The sequence below is a fragment of the Streptomyces sp. NPDC006463 genome, from assembly GCF_042870715.1.
GTDB lineage: Bacteria > Actinomycetota > Actinomycetes > Streptomycetales > Streptomycetaceae > Streptomyces.
Window position 1 is genome coordinate 103,413 of record NZ_JBIAHP010000022.1, and the last position, 17,036, is coordinate 120,448.

At 75.4% G+C, this 17,036-nt stretch carries 13 protein-coding genes and 1 pseudogene; 7 read left to right on the plus strand and 7 right to left on the minus strand.

Annotated elements, in window-relative coordinates; all coding sequences use genetic code 11:
• Window positions 1-89 precede the first annotated feature (89 nt).
• Genes ACFYOB_RS31905 through ACFYOB_RS31915 form a run of 3 tightly spaced genes read right to left on the minus strand, consistent with a single transcriptional unit; the run spans window position 90 to window position 7,134 of the window.
• Window positions 90-1,082 carry an ABC transporter ATP-binding protein gene (locus tag ACFYOB_RS31905; RefSeq protein ID WP_388565800.1) on the minus strand — a complete coding sequence of 331 codons (993 nt, stop codon included), beginning with the start codon at window positions 1,080-1,082 and terminating at the stop codon, window positions 90-92.
• Window positions 1,079-3,814: a hypothetical protein gene (locus tag ACFYOB_RS31910; RefSeq protein WP_388565802.1), complete on the minus strand. Its 2,736-nt coding sequence runs from the start codon at window positions 3,812-3,814 to the stop codon at window positions 1,079-1,081. The genes ACFYOB_RS31905 and ACFYOB_RS31910 overlap by 4 nt, the downstream gene beginning before the upstream one ends.
• Window positions 3,811-7,134 (minus strand): FtsX-like permease family protein, encoded by a 3,324-nt coding sequence (locus tag ACFYOB_RS31915; RefSeq protein WP_388565804.1) that lies wholly within the window; start codon window positions 7,132-7,134, stop codon window positions 3,811-3,813. Before ACFYOB_RS31915 ends, ACFYOB_RS31910 begins: the two co-directional genes overlap by 4 nt.
• 175 nt (window positions 7,135-7,309) lie before the next feature.
• On the opposite strand from ACFYOB_RS31915, the gene ACFYOB_RS31920 reads away from it, so the two are divergent.
• Window positions 7,310-8,038, plus strand: a complete 729-nt coding sequence (locus ACFYOB_RS31920) for an ABC transporter ATP-binding protein (RefSeq protein WP_388565807.1) — start codon at window positions 7,310-7,312, stop codon at window positions 8,036-8,038.
• Here the strand turns inward: ACFYOB_RS31920 and ACFYOB_RS31925 are convergent.
• Complete coding sequence (locus tag ACFYOB_RS31925) at window positions 8,028-8,450, minus strand: STAS domain-containing protein (RefSeq protein WP_388565809.1); 423 nt, start codon at window positions 8,448-8,450, stop codon at window positions 8,028-8,030. The genes ACFYOB_RS31920 and ACFYOB_RS31925 overlap by 11 nt on opposite strands.
• A 187-nt stretch (window positions 8,451-8,637) precedes the next feature.
• Here ACFYOB_RS31925 and ACFYOB_RS31930 point away from each other — a divergent pair, with 187 nt between their 5' ends.
• Both ACFYOB_RS31930 and ACFYOB_RS31935 read left to right on the plus strand, forming a co-directional pair.
• Window positions 8,638-9,510, plus strand: a complete 873-nt coding sequence (locus ACFYOB_RS31930) for a hypothetical protein (RefSeq protein WP_388565812.1) — start codon at window positions 8,638-8,640, stop codon at window positions 9,508-9,510.
• Between the two features lie 18 nt (window positions 9,511-9,528).
• A pseudogene (locus tag ACFYOB_RS31935) lies at window positions 9,529-9,618 on the plus strand (DNA-binding response regulator); the annotation flags it as partial.
• Here the strand turns inward: ACFYOB_RS31935 and ACFYOB_RS31940 are convergent.
• Together ACFYOB_RS31940 and ACFYOB_RS31945 are read right to left on the minus strand one after the other, a co-directional pair.
• Window positions 9,582-11,195 (minus strand): hypothetical protein, encoded by a 1,614-nt coding sequence (locus tag ACFYOB_RS31940; RefSeq protein WP_388565815.1) that lies wholly within the window; start codon window positions 11,193-11,195, stop codon window positions 9,582-9,584. The pseudogene ACFYOB_RS31935 and the gene ACFYOB_RS31940 sit on opposite strands and share 37 nt — an antisense overlap.
• Window positions 11,192-12,100: a LysR family transcriptional regulator gene (locus ACFYOB_RS31945; RefSeq protein WP_388565817.1), complete on the minus strand. Its 909-nt coding sequence runs from the start codon at window positions 12,098-12,100 to the stop codon at window positions 11,192-11,194. The genes ACFYOB_RS31940 and ACFYOB_RS31945 overlap by 4 nt, the downstream gene beginning before the upstream one ends.
• Before the next feature lie 71 nt (window positions 12,101-12,171).
• On the opposite strand from ACFYOB_RS31945, the gene ACFYOB_RS31950 reads away from it, so the two are divergent.
• Window positions 12,172-13,080, plus strand: coding sequence for an NAD-dependent epimerase/dehydratase family protein (locus ACFYOB_RS31950; RefSeq protein ID WP_388565820.1), 909 nt, complete (start codon window positions 12,172-12,174; stop codon window positions 13,078-13,080).
• Window positions 13,081-13,083: 3 nt separating this feature from the next.
• Here the strand turns inward: ACFYOB_RS31950 and ACFYOB_RS31955 are convergent, their stop codons facing one another.
• A complete protein-coding gene (locus ACFYOB_RS31955; protein WP_388565913.1) occupies window positions 13,084-13,836 on the minus strand; it encodes a GntR family transcriptional regulator in 753 nt (250 codons plus the stop codon).
• Between the two features lie 221 nt (window positions 13,837-14,057).
• On the opposite strand from ACFYOB_RS31955, the gene ACFYOB_RS31960 reads away from it, so the two are divergent.
• The 3 genes from ACFYOB_RS31960 to ACFYOB_RS31970 are packed head-to-tail and all read left to right on the plus strand — an operon-like array spanning window position 14,058 to window position 17,031.
• The gene (locus tag ACFYOB_RS31960; protein WP_388565823.1) at window positions 14,058-15,221 is read left to right on the plus strand and encodes an ABC transporter substrate-binding protein; all 1,164 of its coding nucleotides are present in this window, start codon (window positions 14,058-14,060) and stop codon (window positions 15,219-15,221) included.
• Window positions 15,221-16,108: an ABC transporter permease gene (locus ACFYOB_RS31965; RefSeq protein ID WP_388565825.1), complete on the plus strand. Its 888-nt coding sequence runs from the start codon at window positions 15,221-15,223 to the stop codon at window positions 16,106-16,108. The genes ACFYOB_RS31960 and ACFYOB_RS31965 overlap by 1 nt, the downstream gene beginning before the upstream one ends.
• A complete protein-coding gene (locus ACFYOB_RS31970) occupies window positions 16,096-17,031 on the plus strand; it encodes an ABC transporter permease (RefSeq protein WP_388565828.1) in 936 nt (311 codons plus the stop codon). Before ACFYOB_RS31965 ends, ACFYOB_RS31970 begins: the two co-directional genes overlap by 13 nt.
• Window positions 17,032-17,036: the final 5 nt, after the last annotated feature.

Here is a 17,036-nt window from a genome sequence, read left to right on the forward strand (position 1 = left end):
CCGTCATCCCTTCGCCCCCGAGTCAACCCCAAGGCCCCTAACGACCCCCGACCCGGGGAAGTGACGGAATCCGGTCCCGCGGGTGTCCCTCAGGCGTCGTCCCCGGCCCCGGCCTCGGCTCCGTCCTTGTCCGCTTCGTCGCGGCGCACCTCGATGTGGTCGGCGGCGAGGTCGACGGCCACGCGCTGCTCCATGCCCAGGGCCTCCAGGAACTTCTGCGGGAGCTGCACGCGGCCGGTGCGGTCCAGCATCACGTACTCGCGCTCGCTCACCGACTCCGCGCCGTGCTCGTCGGTGACCGTGCGGCGCAGGACCTCGCTGCTGGTGCGGCCGTCGCGGATGGCCACGGTGCGGCGGACCTCGCCCGCGACGAGCGGGTCGTGGGTCACGATGACCACGGTGGCGCCCAGTTCGCGGTTGACGGTGCGGAAGGCTTCGAAGATGGCGGCGCCGGTCTCGGAGTCGAGCTCTCCGGTGGGCTCGTCGGCGAGGAGGACCTCGGGATCGTTGGCCATGGCCACGGCGATCGCCACCCGCTGCTGCTGGCCACCGGAGAGCTCGGCCGGCCGGCGGCCGGCCAGGTCGGTGATCTCCAGGGCTTCGAGGAGGTCGCGGACGCGGCCCGCGCGGCGCGCGGCGGCGCCCCGGGAGGCCCGGCCCCTCAGCTGCATGGGGAGGGCGATGTTCTGGGCCGCGGTCAGGAAGGGCAGCAGATTGCGGGCCGTCTGCTGCCAGACGAAGCCCACCGCCTCCCGCCGGTAGCGCAGCCGGTCCTTCGCGGACATCTCCAGCAGGTCGTAGCCGCCGACGGTGGCGGTGCCCGCCGTGGGGACGTCCAGGCCGGCCAGGATGTTCAGCAGGGTGGACTTGCCGCTGCCGGAGGCACCGACCAGGGCCACCAGGTCACCCTGGGCCACGGTCAGTTCGAGCCCCTGCAAGGCCTGCACCTCGACCCCGTCGGTGCTGAAGATGCGCACCAGACGGTCGCAGGCGATGGCCGTGCCCGCCCCGGTCGTACGGGGCGCGGCGGCGGCCAGGGCCTGCCTGCGCAGTTCTTCGTAGGTCGGCTGGTCGGTGTTCACCGCTGGTCTCCCGCTCTCAACTCGGTGGTGATCTGTCGCCTGCCGGATATCGCGGCCTCCGCGAGCACGCCCGCGGTGACCAGGGCCGTCAGGCCCAGCACCTGGGTCAGCACGGGCCGCGCGGCGAGCCGCAGCCCGGCCGGCACCTTCTCCCCGACCAGCGCGGACAGGTCCACGGCCGGGCCGAGCAGGGCCACGGCGGCCAGCGCGACCAGCCCGCCGCCGAGGGCGGCGACCAGCGCCTGCGGCAACGCCTCGGCCAGGATCAGGGCCACGCCCTGCCGGGGACGCAGGCCCATGGTGCGCAGCCGCGCCAGCAGCGCCGCCCGCTCGGGCGCCGCGCGGACGAGGGTGAGCAGGACGGACAGGAGGGCGAAGCCCGCGGTGGCCGCGACGGCCGCCCAGAACAGCCGGCCGGCCGCGTGCTGGAGGGGTTCGCCGGCGAGTGCCGCGACGGAGGCGGCGCTGGTCTTGACCGTGTAGTGGTCGGCCGTCGCGGCCGCAGCCGCGGTGCGGATCAGCTCGTGCAGCCGGGTCTCGTCGACGGGCCCGGTCGCGAACCACCGGTTCGGGCGGGCGGTCTTGGGGATGTGGGCGCCGGCCGGTCCGGCCGGGAGCACGACGGTGGAGCCGCCCGGACCCGCCACGGCGGGCGTGCCGTCGACCACACCGGCGGCCCTGACCGCGACTTCGTCGCTGCCGATCCGCACCCGCAGGGTGTCGGCGACGGCCCGCGCGGCGAGGTCGCGGCTCAGCAGCGCGGGCACGGGTGCGTCGGGGGCGCCGCCGGCGAGCAGCGCCGGGTCGAACCGGCCGCGCCCCACGGTGCGGGCGAGTTCCGCGTACGCCTCCGGCTCGGCGACGACCACCGTCACCTGGGTGGAGCCCTCCTTGGTGCCGAAGAGGAAGGTGTAGTCGTCCGTCCATACGGGGACGGACGTGCGTACGCCGGGCAGCGCGGCGGCGGCCCGGATCAGCTCCGGCGCGAGGGTGCCGGCCGCGGGCGCGATGACCTGGGCGTCGCCGCCGACGGTCTGCCGGACCGCCTGCAGCCGGGCGGTGTCCACCGAGCTCAGCACCGTGGCCCCGAAGCCGCCCGTGGTGACCGCGAGCAGCAGAGCGACCAGCGGCAGCACCGGGACGCGTGCCCGGCCGCCCGTGCCCCGGGCGGCCCGGGCCAGCCCCAGGAAGCCGATCAGGCCGGATCCCCGGCCCGCCGCCCGGGCCATCGCCCCGACGGCGGCGGGCAGCAGCCGGGCCAGGACGAGCGCGCCGGACAGCGCCAGCAGCAGCGGGGCGGCGACCACCAGCGGATCCAGTCCGCCGCCGGCGGGGGCGACCCCGCGACGGCGCACCTCGAACACGGCCGCGGCGGTGGCGGTGAGCACGAGCAGCTCGGCGACGAGCCGGCGGCGGGGGCGCGGCCGCCTCGGCGCGGACAGCAGCACGGCGGCACGTACGGGGAAGGCCAGCAGCGCCAGGAGGGTGACGGCCGACGCCCCGGCCAGCGAGGCCGTCAGGCGCGGTGTCGGCAGCAGCAGTACGGCGAGCCAGGTGGCCAGCGCGGCGGCAGGCAGCACGGTGACGGCGGCCTCACCGAGCACGCGGCCCACGACGGTACGGCGTGAGCCGCCGCGTGCGAGCAGCAGCCGCAGTTCGGCCTCGCGCCGGTCCCCGGTGAGCGCGGCGGCGAGGCAGAACACGACGAGGGCCACCCCGGCGACTCCGGCCGTGCCGATCGCGGCGAGTGGTGCGGCGGCCTGGCGACGGGCCTCGGCCTGCTTGAACAGCTCGGGCAGGCGGGAGTTGATCCGCAGCTCGGGGCGCTGGGTGGCGCGTGTCAGCTGGGAGGAGGTGGGGCCGGCCACGTAGGCGGCGATCTCCCGGGTGACGGCGGGCAGCCGGTCGGCCCGCAGGACCGCGGTGTCGACCGGCAGCCGCCAGAAGTCCTCGGCGCCCTCGCCCCAGGCGGCGAGCGGGTCGAGGCCGTCAGGGCCGACCAGGGCGGCCGTCTGCCAGTACAGCTGGGGCACGACGGTGGGAGTGAAGGCCTGGCAGGCCTTGGTCAGGCAGGGCAGGTCGGTCCAGTAGACGTCCGCCGGGTCGGCGGCGTCGTAGAGGCCGACCACCTCGGCCCGGGCCGTACCGGCGGTGCCCGGTACGGATTCCAGCACGGTGCCGAGCGGGACCCGAAGGGTCTCGGACGCCTGTCGTGACAGCGCGACCTGGACCGGGGCGTCGGGGGCGGCGCCGCCCGGCCAGCGCCCGGCCACGAGAGACACGTGCGCGGCGGCCTCGGGCAGGCGGATCAGCGTGAGCCGCGGGTCGATACCCTCGGGACGGGGCAAGTCGGGGTTGGTGAGGCTGCGCGGCTTCACACCCTGGGTGCCGTGCACCGGACCGCTCGGGTCGAGCCTGAAGGACCCGCCGGTACGCGAACGCAGCGTGGCGAGTACGGAGTCCAGCTCCTGCGGGCTCTGCCGACCGTACCGGGCGGGCGCGGTGGCGAGCAGGCTCGTCGGGCCGGGGCCCCGGTCGTGCAGGAAGGAGCGCAGCGCCTGGTCGGAGCCCCGGTCGACGGCGCGCGGCAGGGCGGCCGCCAGCAGGACGGCGACGAAGGCGAGGGCGGCGCCGAGCAGCGCGGTCAGCGGCGCGGCGCGCAGCCGGGTCCGTACCCAGGGCGCGGGGCGGGTCCCGCGCCCGTCGGCGGCGGTCGGGGCCGGGCGGGTCACATCTCCTCCAAGAGGCGCAGCCGTTCGGCGGAGCCCCGGACGGTCCGGTCACGGCGGCCGCCGAACACGGCCGACAGCAGCGGCACCGCGGCGACCGCGGCGGCCATCAGCAGGGTCTGGGCGGCAGGCAGGTCCACCAGCACCCCCGGCACCGGCCGCCGAGCGGCCGGCGTCAGCACCACCAGCGGAACCACCATGTGGACGATGGCGGCGCCGAGCCCCAGCCCGACGGCGGTCCCCAGGCCCACCAGGACACCGCTCTCGGCGGCGGCCGTCCGGCCCAGCCCGCGGCGGGGCGCACCGAGCGCCAGCAGCACGGCGAACTCCCGGGCCCGTTCCCGCCCGGTCGCCGCGGCGGCGGCCCCGAAGCCGATCGCCGCCAGCACCGCGCAGGCCACCGCGAGGGCGGCGAGCGCGCTCTGGGGGCCCGCGCTCAGCGGGTCGTCCAGCAGGGCGGCGGCCACTTCCTCGCGCAGCTCCACCTGCTGCGACCCGGCCGCGGAGCGCAGTGCGGCGGCGGCCTGCGCGGGGACGGGGTCGTCTGCGGTGGCGGCCGGCAGCCACCACTCGCCGGGAGCGGGCAGCTCCCGCGCACCGTCGGCGGCCAACAACCGCCCGGCGGTGGCCAGATCGACGGCCAGCGCGCTGTCACCGGCCACCGGCAGGGAGCCGACGGCCGCGGTGATCCGCACCGGCACGGTCGCGCTGCCCAGGGGCACGGGGACCAGATCGCCGACGGACGCGCCGACGGCGGCGAGGTACCCGCGGGTGGCGATGCCGGGCACCTCGGCCGCGGGAGCGCCGCCGGGGAGCAGCCCGAGCCGGACGCCGCCGAGGGTGTCGGAGCCGCCGCGGTAGCGCAGCCGCAGCAGTGCGGGGCCGCCCTGTCCGCCTTCCGCGCCCGGCAGCAGCTCGGCGACGGCAGCGCCGCTGGTCAGAGCCGGGGCGCTCAGGGTCCAGGGAGACGTGCCACCGGGGACGGGCAGGGCCTCGCCGTGCGGGCTGTCGGCGACGGCGAGCCGGCGTACGGTCAGCTCCCCGGTGAGATCCCGCGGGCCGGGCGCCACCCCGTCGTCGGAGAGGCCGGGGCCGTGCTCCTCCATGGCGTACGAGAACACCAGCCCGGCCAGGCTCAGCGGCGCGGCGGCGGACCCGAGCGGGGCCCCGGTGAGCGCGTCCAGGTCCACCGATACGGTCGCTTCCCCTGCCTCGGGCAGCTGGAGCATCGGCGTCCGGAAGGTGAGGCCGAACCGGTCGCGCAGCAGCAGACCCAGGCCGGGGTGGCCGCCGATTCCCGGCGCCCGTACCGCCACGTCCACGTCGATGCGCCGCGGCCGGCCGGGCAGCGCGATGCCGCCAGCGCCCGTGCCGCCGTCCATGGCGAGAGGCTTGAACAGCTCCCGCATGGCGCGCCCGTCCCGCAAGTCGGCGCGCAGCGGAACCCGTTCGGCCACCCCGGCGGCGTCCAGCGCGAGCACCTCCCCGGCGCGCCCGCCCGGCAGCTCCTGCTTGGCACGGATCACCGGGATCACCCGCTCGCCGCCGGGCAGCGACGCGTAGCGTCCGCCCCGGCCCGGCGAGGCCAGTTCGCTGCCCGATATCCGCAGGCCACCGGCGGTGGCGAAGTCGGCCTGGTCGCGCTGGGACGCGGACCAGGCGGTGTGCTGGCCGAGCGCCAGGACCCCGCTGGACACGGCGAGGACCAGCAGCAGCACGGGGCCCGTGGCCCGCCCGGGCCGGCGGGCGAGCTGCCAGCCGACCAGTGCCGGGCCCAGCCCGCGGCCGCGCGCGGCCAGCCGCCCGCCCAGCCGCGCGGCGAACGGCAGCAGCCGCAGCACCAGGAGGGTGCCCGCGCACAGGGCCAGGGTCGGCGCGGCCACCAGCACGGGGTCGACGCCGAGTCCGGCGCCCGCCCCGGCCGGGGCGGGCCCGTGGCCGCTGTACTGCGCCAGCTGCTGGTAGGCGAGGACGGCGAGCGCCACCAGCGCCAGGTCCGCTCCGGACCGGGCGGCCCCCGCGACGAGGGCCTGACGGCGGCCGCTGCGGCGCAGGGCTGCGGCGCCCGCACCGCGCAGTACGGCCGGAAGCGCGGTCAGGGCCACGCACCCGAGGGCGCAGGCGGCCGCGACGGGCCACAGCAGCCACCCCCCGGACGTGTCGAACGGGACCCGCGACAGCGGGCCGAAACCGCTGAGCAGGTCCAGCAGGGGCGGGGTGAGCAGCGGTGCGAGAACGGCGGCGGGCAGGGCGAGGAGCAGCGACCCGGCGGCGCCGAGGGCGCCGAGCCGTCCGCGTGAGGCGCCGCGCGCGGTGAGCAGGACGCGCTCGGGTTCCTGGCGGTCCGTCAGCAGGTGTGCGACCAGCAGCAGAGCGGCCGCGGCGAGGACGGCGAGCTGGAGCGCGCCGACCAGCAGGGAAGAACGGGCGACGAGTTGAGCGGAATCCAACTCGCCGAGTAAGGCCGGGAGTTCGCTCCTGACTTGGAGACCGGCGGGAATCTTGACGCCGGCTCGCGCCGGGCCGTCGGCCAGTGGCGCCGCGCGTTCGCGCAGGGCCTCGGCCTCTGCGGGGCGCACGGCGGCGAAGTCGGGGGTGAGGAGCGAGGCGCGGCTGTTCTGCGCGAGCCCGCCCGTGGTGAAGGCGCTGCCGTCGACGAGCAGCGGGCCGTAGGTGGTGAAACTGCCGACCTGGACCTCGCGGCCGCCGAGCGGGTCGAGCCGCCAGTACGCGGCTCCGGGATCGGCCGCCTGGTACACGCCGGTGACCAGCACGGTGAGCGCGGCGCCGCCGTACCGGTCGTCCAGGTGCAGCTCGGCGGGGAGCGCGGCCTCGGTCAGTCCGAGCCGGACCAGCGCCGCCCGGGGCACGGCCACCGGCAGCCGGGACGGGTCCGCGCCGCCCGGTCCGCCCGCCGCCTGCGGCCATTGGCCCGCGAGGAGCCGTACGCGGTCCCGGTCGAGGGAGGCGAGCAGGGTCAGGTCGGCGTCCTTGCCGGGCGCGCGGCCACCTTGCAGGCCGTACGGACGGCTGCGCGCCACCGACTCGACGCCGAACGGGATCCCGCCGAACAGCTCGCCCGCGAAGGCCCGTACGGCCCCGTCGTCCCCGGGGCGCGCCGACCCCGGATGCTCGTCGGTGACGAGGACGGTGGCCCGGGCCCGGCCCGGTCCCTGGAGCGCCTGGCGCAGCCCCGCCTCGCCCACGCCGCGGGTGAAGGCGAACAGCGCCGTCAGCACGGTCGTGGTGATCAGTACGGTGAGCAGCACGGCAGCGGCGAGCGGCAATCGCCCGCGCAGCCGGCGCACGACGAAGCCGAGCATGTGCCTTGTTCCTCCCCCGTCCGGACCTCTGGCACCGGATAGCGGACGATGCTGTCAGATTCGAACGCACAGGGGAAGGGACTTGCGTGCAGGATGTGACGGATGAGCAAATTCGATGGACGGTGCTCCACGGGGCGTCCGTCGGCCGATCCAAGTCTCAGGGGGAGCGCACAACATGACGCAGCAACAGGACGGCACGGCGGCGCCCATGGTCGTGGTGGACGACGTCCACCGGAGCTTCGGCAGCGGCCCCCGGGCCGTACACGCCCTGCGCGGCGTCTCGTTCGAGGTGCGCCGCAGCGAACTCACCGCGCTCAAGGGCCGGTCGGGCTCCGGCAAGACCACCCTGCTGAACCTGGTCGGCGGCCTCGACACCCCGACCGCCGGAACCGTCCTGCTCGACGGCACCCCGCTGGCGGGCCTGGACGAGTCGGGGCTGCTGGGGCTGCGCCGCGAGCGGATCGGCTTCGTGTTCCAGTCGTTCGGCCTGATCCCCGTCCTGACCGCCGCCGAGAACGTCGGGGTCCCCATGCGGCTGCGGAAGATCCCCGCCCGTCGGCGCGAGGAGCGCGCCAGGACGCTGCTCGCCCTGGTGGGCCTCGCCGACCACGCGGGCCAGCGCCCCGGTGAACTCTCCGGCGGCCAGCAGCAGCGCGTGGCCGTGGCCCGGGCCCTGGCGAACGAACCGGACCTGATCATCGCGGACGAACCGACCGGCCAGCTCGACTCCGAGACGGGGCGCTCGATCATGCGGCTGCTGCGGGCGGTGGTGCGCAGCGAGGGCGTCACCGCGCTGGTCGCCACCCACGACCCGGCCCTGATCGAACTGGCCGACCGGGTCGTGGAACTGCGTGACGGCCGCATCGTCGAGGAACACCGCGTCGGTCAGGTGGTCACCGGCTGAGCCGGACCCGGGGTGGGCGTTGGACCCGGGCAGCCACGGCCAGCAGCAGACGCAGCGCGCGCGAGGTGGCCGCCAGTTCCACCTGGCCGCCGGTCAGGGCCCACCGGTCCAGCACGTGGAGCAGGGCCGAGTCGCAGAAGCTGACCCCGGCCGCGTCGAGGACGAGCCGGCGGGCTCCGCGGGCGGCGCCTTCGTCGAGGAGACCGTTCAGGCGGGCGCAGGTGTAGTGGTCGAACTCCCCGGCCAGGCTGACGGCGAGGACGCCGTCACGGAGCGTCGCCCGTATGCGGGAGAGGAGATCGGGACCGGCCTCCACCGCGCGCTCGGTGAAGGCTCCGCGGAGAGCGGCGGCCACGGCCGGAACCGGGGCGTCCGTCGATGCGGCCATCGGGGCGTCCATCGGAGTGCGCATGACTCTCCAACGGGCTCCGCCCCAGGTGGGAACGGGCAGGAGCGGCCATTCACCCGCGCGGGGCCGCGCCGCTGGCCCGTTTTGGCGATCTTCGTCCCGCCCCCGGGGTACCGATGCGTCCGACCGGCGGCGCGCTGAGTCCGCACGGTCCCCCGTCCGCGGGTGATGATGACGGAGAGTGGTCGGCGTGGATGTGGAAGAGGTCATCGACGCCCTGTACGCGCTGCCTCCTGCGCGGTTCACGGCGGCGCGGGACGAGGCGGCGTCCCGGGCGAAACGGGCCGGGGATCCGGCCGCGCGGAAGCGGATCGCGGGGCTGCGGCGGCCCACCAGCGCAGCGTGGACGTCGAACACGCTGGTCCGGGCGAAGCCGGAGGAGGTCGAGCAGTTCCGCCAGCTCGGGCAGGCGCTGCGGGCGGCCCACCGCTCCCTGGACGGGGAGCAGCTGCGCGATCTGTCCCACCAGCAGCACGTGGTCGTCGGGGCGCTGGCCCGGGAGGCACTGCGGCTGGCCGACGAGGCCGGGACCCCCGTCTCCGAGACGGTGCTGCGGGAGGTCGAGCAGATCCTCTACGCCGCCCTGGCAGATCCGGAGGCGGCCGAGGCCTGGGCCTCGGGCCGACTCGCCAAGGCGCCGGAGCTGCCGACGGAGTTCCCCGGCGTCGACGCGGGCGCCGTGCCGCCCGCGCAGCCCGTGCCGCCGCCGGCACCGCCCGAGCCACCGGCACCCGCCGTACCGCAGGCCGCCGAGCGGCGGCCCGTCCCCGGGGCCGAGGCCGCACGCGCCGCTGCCCGGGACGCCGAATGGGCCGCCACGGCGCGGGAGGACGAACTGCGCCAGGCCGAGGAGGCCAGGCAGCGGGCGGTCGCCCAGGCGGTGGCCGCCGACGCGGAGGTGGAGCGCTCCCAGGCCGCCCGGGACCTCGCCTACGCCGCCGTCGCCGAGACCGAGGAACGCCACCGCGCGGCCACCCGCGAGGCCCGCAAGGCCCGGCGCGCGGCGGAGGCCGCCGCGCGCCGGGTGCGGTCCGGGCGAGCACAGGAGGACGGGGGAGCCTGACACCCGCCCGGCCGCCCCCGCTACCCGGCGAAGCTGTCGCTGCGCGACCGGGCCCAGGCCGTGGTCCTCGCCTACGAGACGGGTCTGGTCACTCCGGGCCCGGCGTAGCGGGCCACCAGCTCCTCCATCACCGCGGGCGGGAGAGCGGGGTTGGAGGCCGCGGCCTCGGCCCGCTCCTCGTCGGGGTCCTCCAGGAGGGCGAGGAGGACCGACGGCGCCAGCGCCGGGTGGGCGGCGGCACGTAGCCCCGCCCTCGCGTCGGCCAGAGCGGGCAGGAGCGCGTCGGCCGTCGCGTTCGGGTGGGCGGCTATCTGACGCAAGGTCCTGCGTACGGGCGGCTCGTGGCGGGCCAGCTCCGTCAGCAGGGCTCCCGGCGCGTCCGGATTGGCGGCGACCCGGGATGCCACGCGTACGCCGTGTCGCGCGACCATGGCGCGCAACTGCTCCCCCGACAGGCCGGGATGCGGGGCGACGGCCTTGACCACGGCCGCGTCCGGGTCGGCGGCCAGCGCGTCGCGCACCCGCGGCGGCAGATCGCGGCGATGGGCCACGAGCATCCGTACGGCCGCGTGCGGGGAACCGGCCAGCTCCGCGACCTCGGCGGGCGAGGCGGACGCGACCCGGGGCAGCAGCTCCGGGCCGAGGCGGGTCGTGGTGGCCAGGAGGGTCAGCACGTCGAGCGGCAGGCGCGGATGGCGGGCGAGGCCGCGCCGGAGCACGAGCCTGTCGTCGGTGGCGAGGGCCCGGACCAGCTCCTCGTCGAGCGCCGGGTTGACGGCGACCGCCTCCCAGACGCCGGGCAGGGGGTCCTCGGCGAGGCGTGCGTAGACGTGCGACGGCAGATCGGATCGTTCGGCCAGGGCCCACCGCAGAATCATCGAGGGATGGTCCACGAAGGTGACCGCGGCCTCCGGGGGAGTGGCCGGGTTGCGCACGGCCCTCTCCCACGTCTCGAAGACGGTGGAGCCGTGCGTACCGTCGCACTCCGCGCCGCCCCGCAACTCGCAGTCGGCGTCCGGGCAGTACGGGTGGTGGGTGAAGGGGATCTCCTTGAGGTCGCAGACCAGACAGGACTCCGCGGGGGCGAGCCCCTCGCCGGTGATCAGCGCGGCCAGCGCGGCGGGGGGTGTCGCCTCGTTGAGGGCGGCCTCGCGACGGACCTCGGCGTGCGGGTGCCGTGCGAGCAGCGCCGTCACGGCCGCGGTCGTCCACAGGGCCAGTTCCGCCACCACGCCCGTGTCCGGGTCGGCGGCGAGGGTCTGCGCGACGTCCGGCGGCAGGCCGGGGCAGGAGGCCAGCCGCCACCGGACGCGGGGGTCCGGGTCCGCGGCGAGGAGGCGGGCCCACTCGGGGCGGCCCGCGCCCTCGTCGAGCAGGGCGAGTGCGGCGAGCGGCTGCCGCACGGGGTCCACGTCGGCGGCCGTCAGCTTCCCGTCGCGGGCGAGGCGGACGGCGGTGTGCTCCGCCCCTGCGGCGAGGGAGAGCACCTGGTCGTGGCGGAGATCGGAGCGGTCGGCCAGGGCATCGAGCAGCTCGCCGGCCGGATCGGTGTCCACGCCCGCCTCCGTACCCGTCTCCGCACCCGCTCGTGCGACCGCGACCGCGAGTGCGAGTTCGATCAGCCGGTCGACCAGCTCGGGCGGCAGCGCCGGGTTGGCGGCGAGACCGTGCAGGAGGGGGTTCACGAACGCACTTCCTTGAGCGCGGCGGCGGTCAGGGCCTCGGTCAGGGCGACGGCGTACGGGCTCGGGCGTCTGCGGCGTGCGATGACCACGCCCATGTGCCGGGCAGGGCGCGGCGGTTCGACCCGGACCACGGCGGACCCGGGAGGCGGCGCCAGGGACACCTGCGGGACCAGGGATACGCCGACGCCCGCGGCGACCAGGGTCTGGGCGAAGAAGTAGTCGGTGGTGGAGGCCCCCACGCGCAGGTCGAACCCGGCGAGTTCCGCGTAACGGCGCAAGAACGCCTCCGTCTTGAGGCAGCCGAGCACCCAGCGTTCGGCGGCCAGCTCGGCGAGGCCGATGGAGGTCCGGTCCGCGAGCCGGTGGCCGGGCGGCAGGACCAGCCACAGCGGGTCCTCCATCAGCGGGACCCAGTCGAGCGCGGGGCGCCCGTCCGGCCGTACGGGCGGCGGACCGTCGAAGTGGTAGGCCAGGGCGAGGTCGGCGGCGCCGGTGCGGACCATCGGCACGGCGGCTTCCGGCTCGCTCTCCAGCACCGTCAGTTCCACCTCCGGATGCGCGGCCACGAACCGGGACAGCGCCTCGGGCAGCAGGCGCCGGCCCCCGCTGGTGAAGGTGGCCACGGTGAGGCGCGGCCGCGGCGCGGTGAGCCGGTCGATCTCGTGGCGCACCTGGTCCAGTTCGGCGGATATCGTCTCCGCCGCTTCCACGAGCAGCCGTCCGGGCTCGGTGAGCGTGACCCCGCGGGTACTGCGCACCGCCACCGGCTGACCGAGCGTGCGCTCCAGCGAGGCGATGTGCTGGGAGACGGCCGACGGTGTCAGGAGCAGGGCTCCGGCCGCCCTGTTGAAGCTGCCGTGCTCCGCCACGGCCCGCAGGATGCGCAGCCGCTGCACGTCGATCATCAGTTTTCCTTCACGCGTGTTCAGCCGATCATCAGTTCCGCTGGGGACGATACAGCGGCAGGGTCGGACGCATGCAGAAGATTCTTGTCATCGGCGGGAGCCGGTACTTCGGAAAGACCCTGGTCACCCGGGTGCGCGACGCGGGCCACGCGGTCACGGTCGTCAACCGCGGATCCAGCGCCCCGCCCGCGGGCGTCGGCCACCTCGTCGCCGACCGCGAGGACGAGGACGGGCTGCGGGCCGCTCTCGGCCGGCGCGCCTTCGACGTCGTCGTCGACCAGGTCTGCTACACGCCGCGCCAGGCCGCCGTCGCCCGGCGGGTCTTCGCCGGCCGCACCGGCCGCTACGTCATGACCTCGACGATGGAGGTGTACGACCCGGCCACCCTGCCCGGTCCGCCGGCCGGCGGCCGGGTGCCCGTCGCGGAGGAGGCCCTCGACCCGGTGCGGGCGCCGCTAGCCCCGCGGGCAGGAGGGCTCGGTCCCGCGCACGCCTACGCCGAGGGGAAGCGGCGGGCCGAGGCGGTCTTCCTGCGCGAGCCGGCCTTCCCGTACGTCAGCGTACGGACCGCGCACGTACTCGGCGGCGGCCGCCAGGACTTCACCGGGCGCCTGGCGCACTACGTCGAGCGCATTGCCGCCGGGGTTCCGGTCGACGTGCACGAGGCCCCGTACGCAACCTCGTTCATCCACCACGAGGAGATCGCGGACCTCCTGCACTGGGCTGCGGGGCAGAGCTTCACCGGGCCCCTCAACGCGGCCTCCCACGGCGCCATGGACGTGACCGCGCTGTGCGAGGCGGTCGGGGCACGGCTCGGGCGGCGGCCGCGGTACCGGGTCGTCGGGGAGTCCGCCGCCGCCTCGCCGTTCTCCTTCGACCGGGCCTACGCCATGGACAACGGCCGGGCCGCCGCCCTGGGTTTCGGCTTCGGCCGGGTCGCAGACTGGCTGCCGGGCGCGGTCGCCGAAGCCGCGCCGTAGCGGTCAGCCGTCGCCGGCCCGCCGTTCCAAGGGGGTGGCTACCGCCGAGTTGCTCACACTGAAGGTGACGCTGCCCGCCCGGTAGCGGTCGTCGGACCACTCGATCGGGCGGCCCGCCGCGGTGGCCGAGACGTGGCGCTGGCGCAGCAGCGGACTGCCTCGCCGGATCTCCAGCAGCCGGGCGTCCTCGCTGCCCGCCGCCAGGGCGTCGATGAGGTGCTCGCCGTGGTGGGCGACGATCCCGGAGTTCTGGGCCAGGCTGTCCATGACGGAGCGGCAGTCCGTCGGCAGCGCCTCGACGCCCGCCGCGACCCAGTCGGCGTAGGCGGTCCGCTCCACCATGGTGGGCTCCCCGTCGAGCAGGCGCAGCCGCAGCACGGCGAGGATCTCCGTACCCGGGTCCAGGGCGAGCCGCTCCGCCTCCTCGGCCGTGGCCGGCCGGCGGGTCCGGGACAGGAAGCGGCTGTCGGCCCGGTGCCCGACCCCCTCGGCCCACTGGGCGAAGCTGTTCAGCTCGCCGAAGCTGTGCCGGCGCTCATGGCGCAGGACGGTCCGGCGCGCGCCCTGGCGGGAGCCGATCAGCCCCTCCGCGGCCAGCGTGGCGACCGCCTGGCGGACCGTCCCGCGCGAGGCGGACCAGCGAGCCGCCAGATCGCTCTCGGAGGGCAGCTGCGCGCCCACCGGGAGTTCGCCGGAGACGATCGCGCTGCGCAGTGCCTCGGCGATCTCCAGATACCGGACCGTGCCCGTGCCCATACCCGTGCCCATGCCGTTCCGCCCCCTGCTCGCCGTGCGCCCGTCTCCACTTCTCATGATCATTCCAGCAGGTCGTGCCGCCGATCCTCAGGTCATTCTCGTCTCTTCGTCGAGCCGTGCTCCCCGGGACAGCCGCCGTTCACCGTCCGTACAGCGGACCCGGGCGAACTGGAGCCAACTTGTCCAGACAAGTGATTCCCCCTTCGTCTCCGGGAGAGACCGTGCTCAGTTCCTCCGCCCGTCGCGGTGCGGCCGTTCTGCTCAGCGCCGCCGTCCTCACCACACTCAGCGCGTGTGGTGCCGCACCCGACCCCAAGCCCGGCGCCGCCGGCGACGCGAAGGGCAACGTGCAGCCGGGCGCCGCCGCTTCGGTCGCCGACTTCGGCTCGATGGAAGCCCTCGTCGCCGCCGCGCAGAAGGAGGGTCAGCTCAATGTGATCGCGCTGCCGCCGGACTGGGCGAACTACGGCGAGATCATCAAGGCCTTCGAGGCCAAGTACAAGATCAAGGTCAACAGCGAGAACCCGGACGCCTCCAGCTCAGACGAGATCGCCGCCGTCAAGTCCCGCAAGGGCCAAAAGCGCGCCCCCGACGTGATGGACCTGGGCATCGCCTTCGCCCGCAGCGGCGCCGCGGAGAACCTCTTCGCCCCGTACAAGGTCACCGCCTGGGACAAGATCCCGGCCGGTCAGAAGGACGCCGACGGCCGCTGGTACAACGACTACGGCGGCTACGTCTCCATCGGCTGCGACGCCGCGAAGATCCCCACCTGCCCGCAGACCTTCGCCGACCTGCTCAAGCCCGAGTACAAGGGCAAGGTCGCCCTCAACGGCAACCCCACCAAGTCCGGCTCGGCCTTCGGCGGCGTCTACGCGGCCGCCCTCGCCAACAAGGGCTCCTTCGCAGACATCCAGCCCGGCATCGACTTCTTCGGCCAGCTGAAGAAGAGCGGGAACTTCATCCCGGTCGAGTCCACCCCGGCCACCGTCGAGAAGGGCGAGACGCCCATCTCCATCGACTGGGACTACCTGAACGCCGGCTACGCCGAGCAGTTCAAGGGCAAGGGCGTCGACTGGAAGGTCGCCGTCCCCACCGACGGCGTCTACGCCCAGTTCTACTCGCAGGCCATCAACAAGGAGGCCCCGAACCCGGCGGCCGCCCGCCTGTGGATGGAGTTCCTGTACAGCGCCGACGGCCAGAACCTGTGGCTGAAGGGCCACGCCCGCCCGGTCCTGCTGCCCGTCATGACCCAGGACGGCACCGTCGACAAGGACGCCGTCACCAAGCTCCCGCAGGTCCAGGGCACGCCTGCGTTCCCCGCCTCCGCGGAGCTCGACAAGGCCAAGGCCACCCTCGCCGAGAAGTGGGACAAGGCCCTCTCCTGATGTCGACCACCCTCTCCCGCGCCGCCGGCGGCACCAGCCGCCGGCGGCGCGGCCCCCGCACCTGGCTCGCCGCCCTCCCGCTGCTGGCCTTCACCGGACTCTGCTTCGGCGTGCCGCTCGGCGCCATCGCCTTCGGCGCGATCACCCGCACGGACCCGGCGACCGGCGCCACCCGGCTCACCGGCGAGCACCTCGCCCGCTCCCTGCAGGGCCCTTACCTCGGCTCGCTCGTCGGCAGCGTCCAGCTCTCCGCGCTCACCGCGCTGATCGGTTCGGTCCTCGGCGTCCTCATCGCCCAGGCCGTGGTCACCTCCCGCTCCGGCGCCCTGCGCAGCGCGGCACTGACCGCCTCGGGCGTGCTCGCGAACTTCGGCGGCGTCCCGCTCGCCTTCGCGTTCATCGCCACCGTCGGCATCTCCGGAGTCGTCACCCAGCTCGCCGACCTCACGAGCCTCGGCTGGAGCCTGTACTCCTTCACCGGTCTCGCCGTGGTGTACCTGTACTTCCTGATCCCGCTGATGGTGCTGGTGATCGCCCCGGCGCTGGAGGGCCTGCGTCCGCAATGGCGCGAGGCCGCCCAGAACAGCGGGGCCACCGGATGGCAGTTCTGGCGCCACGTCGGCCTGCCGGTGCTCGCGCCCTCCCTGCTCGGCGGGTTCGTGCTCCTGTTCGGCACCGCGTTCGCCGCGCACGCGACGGCCGCGGCGCTCGTCGGCGGTTCCGTCCCGCTGGTCACCCTCAAGATCGCGGACGCGCTGTCCGGCAACGTGCTCACCGGCCAGGAGAACGTGGCGCTCGCCCTCGGTCTCGACATGATCCTGATCGCCGGCCTGGTCATGGCGGTCTACCTGCCCCTCCAGCGACGGAGCGCCCGATGGCTGCGATGACCTCACCCGCCCCGTCCGACACGGCACCGCGGACCACCGGCGACGCGTCCGGCGACCGTCACCCGGCCCGGGCCGGGGGACGGCGCCGCAGGCCCGCGGTGTGGCGCGGAGCCGTGCTCGTACTGGCGGGCGCGTACTTCCTCCTCCCGCTCCTGGCCTCCTTCGTCTTCACCGTGCACGTGCCCGGCCAGGGCATCACCTTCGAGGCGTACACCGAACTGCTCTCCGCCGACGGCTTCACCGAGAGCCTGCTGCTCTCCCTCGGCCTGGCCGCCGCGACCATCGCGCTGTCGCTGCTGCTCGCCGTGCCCGCGCTGATCGGCGTACGTCTCGGCTCCCCGCGGCTGCGTCCCGTCGTCGAGATCATGTGCATGCTGCCGCTGGTGGTGCCGCCGATCGCCCTCGTCACCGGGATCACCACCGTGCTGCGCTGGGGACCGGAGCACCTGTCGCGGACCCCGCTCTACCAGACCTTCCTCGCCGTCCAGAACGAGAACTTCCCCTTCGTCCTGGTCCTCGCCTACACGGTGCTGGCGCTGCCCTTCGTCTACCGCTCGCTCGACGCCGGCCTGCGCGCCGTCGACGTGCCCACGCTGGTCGAGGCGGCCCGCAACTGCGGCGCGAGCTGGCCGTACGTGGTCCTGCGGGTGCTCCTGCCGAACCTGCGGGCCTCGATCGCGGGCGCCGCCTTCCTCACCCTGGCCCTGGTGCTCGGCGAGTTCACCATCGCCTCCCTCCTCGGGTTCCGGCCCTTCGCCGTGTGGATCGTGTCGATCTCCGGAGCCCAGGCCCGCATGTCCGTGGCCGTGTCCGTCCTCAGCCTCCTGATCACCTGGCTGCTGCTGCTCGCCCTCTCGCGGGCCGGAACCGCCCCGTCCACCGCCGCGGCCGCACCCGCCACCACCTCCCGCAAGGAGTCCTGACCTCC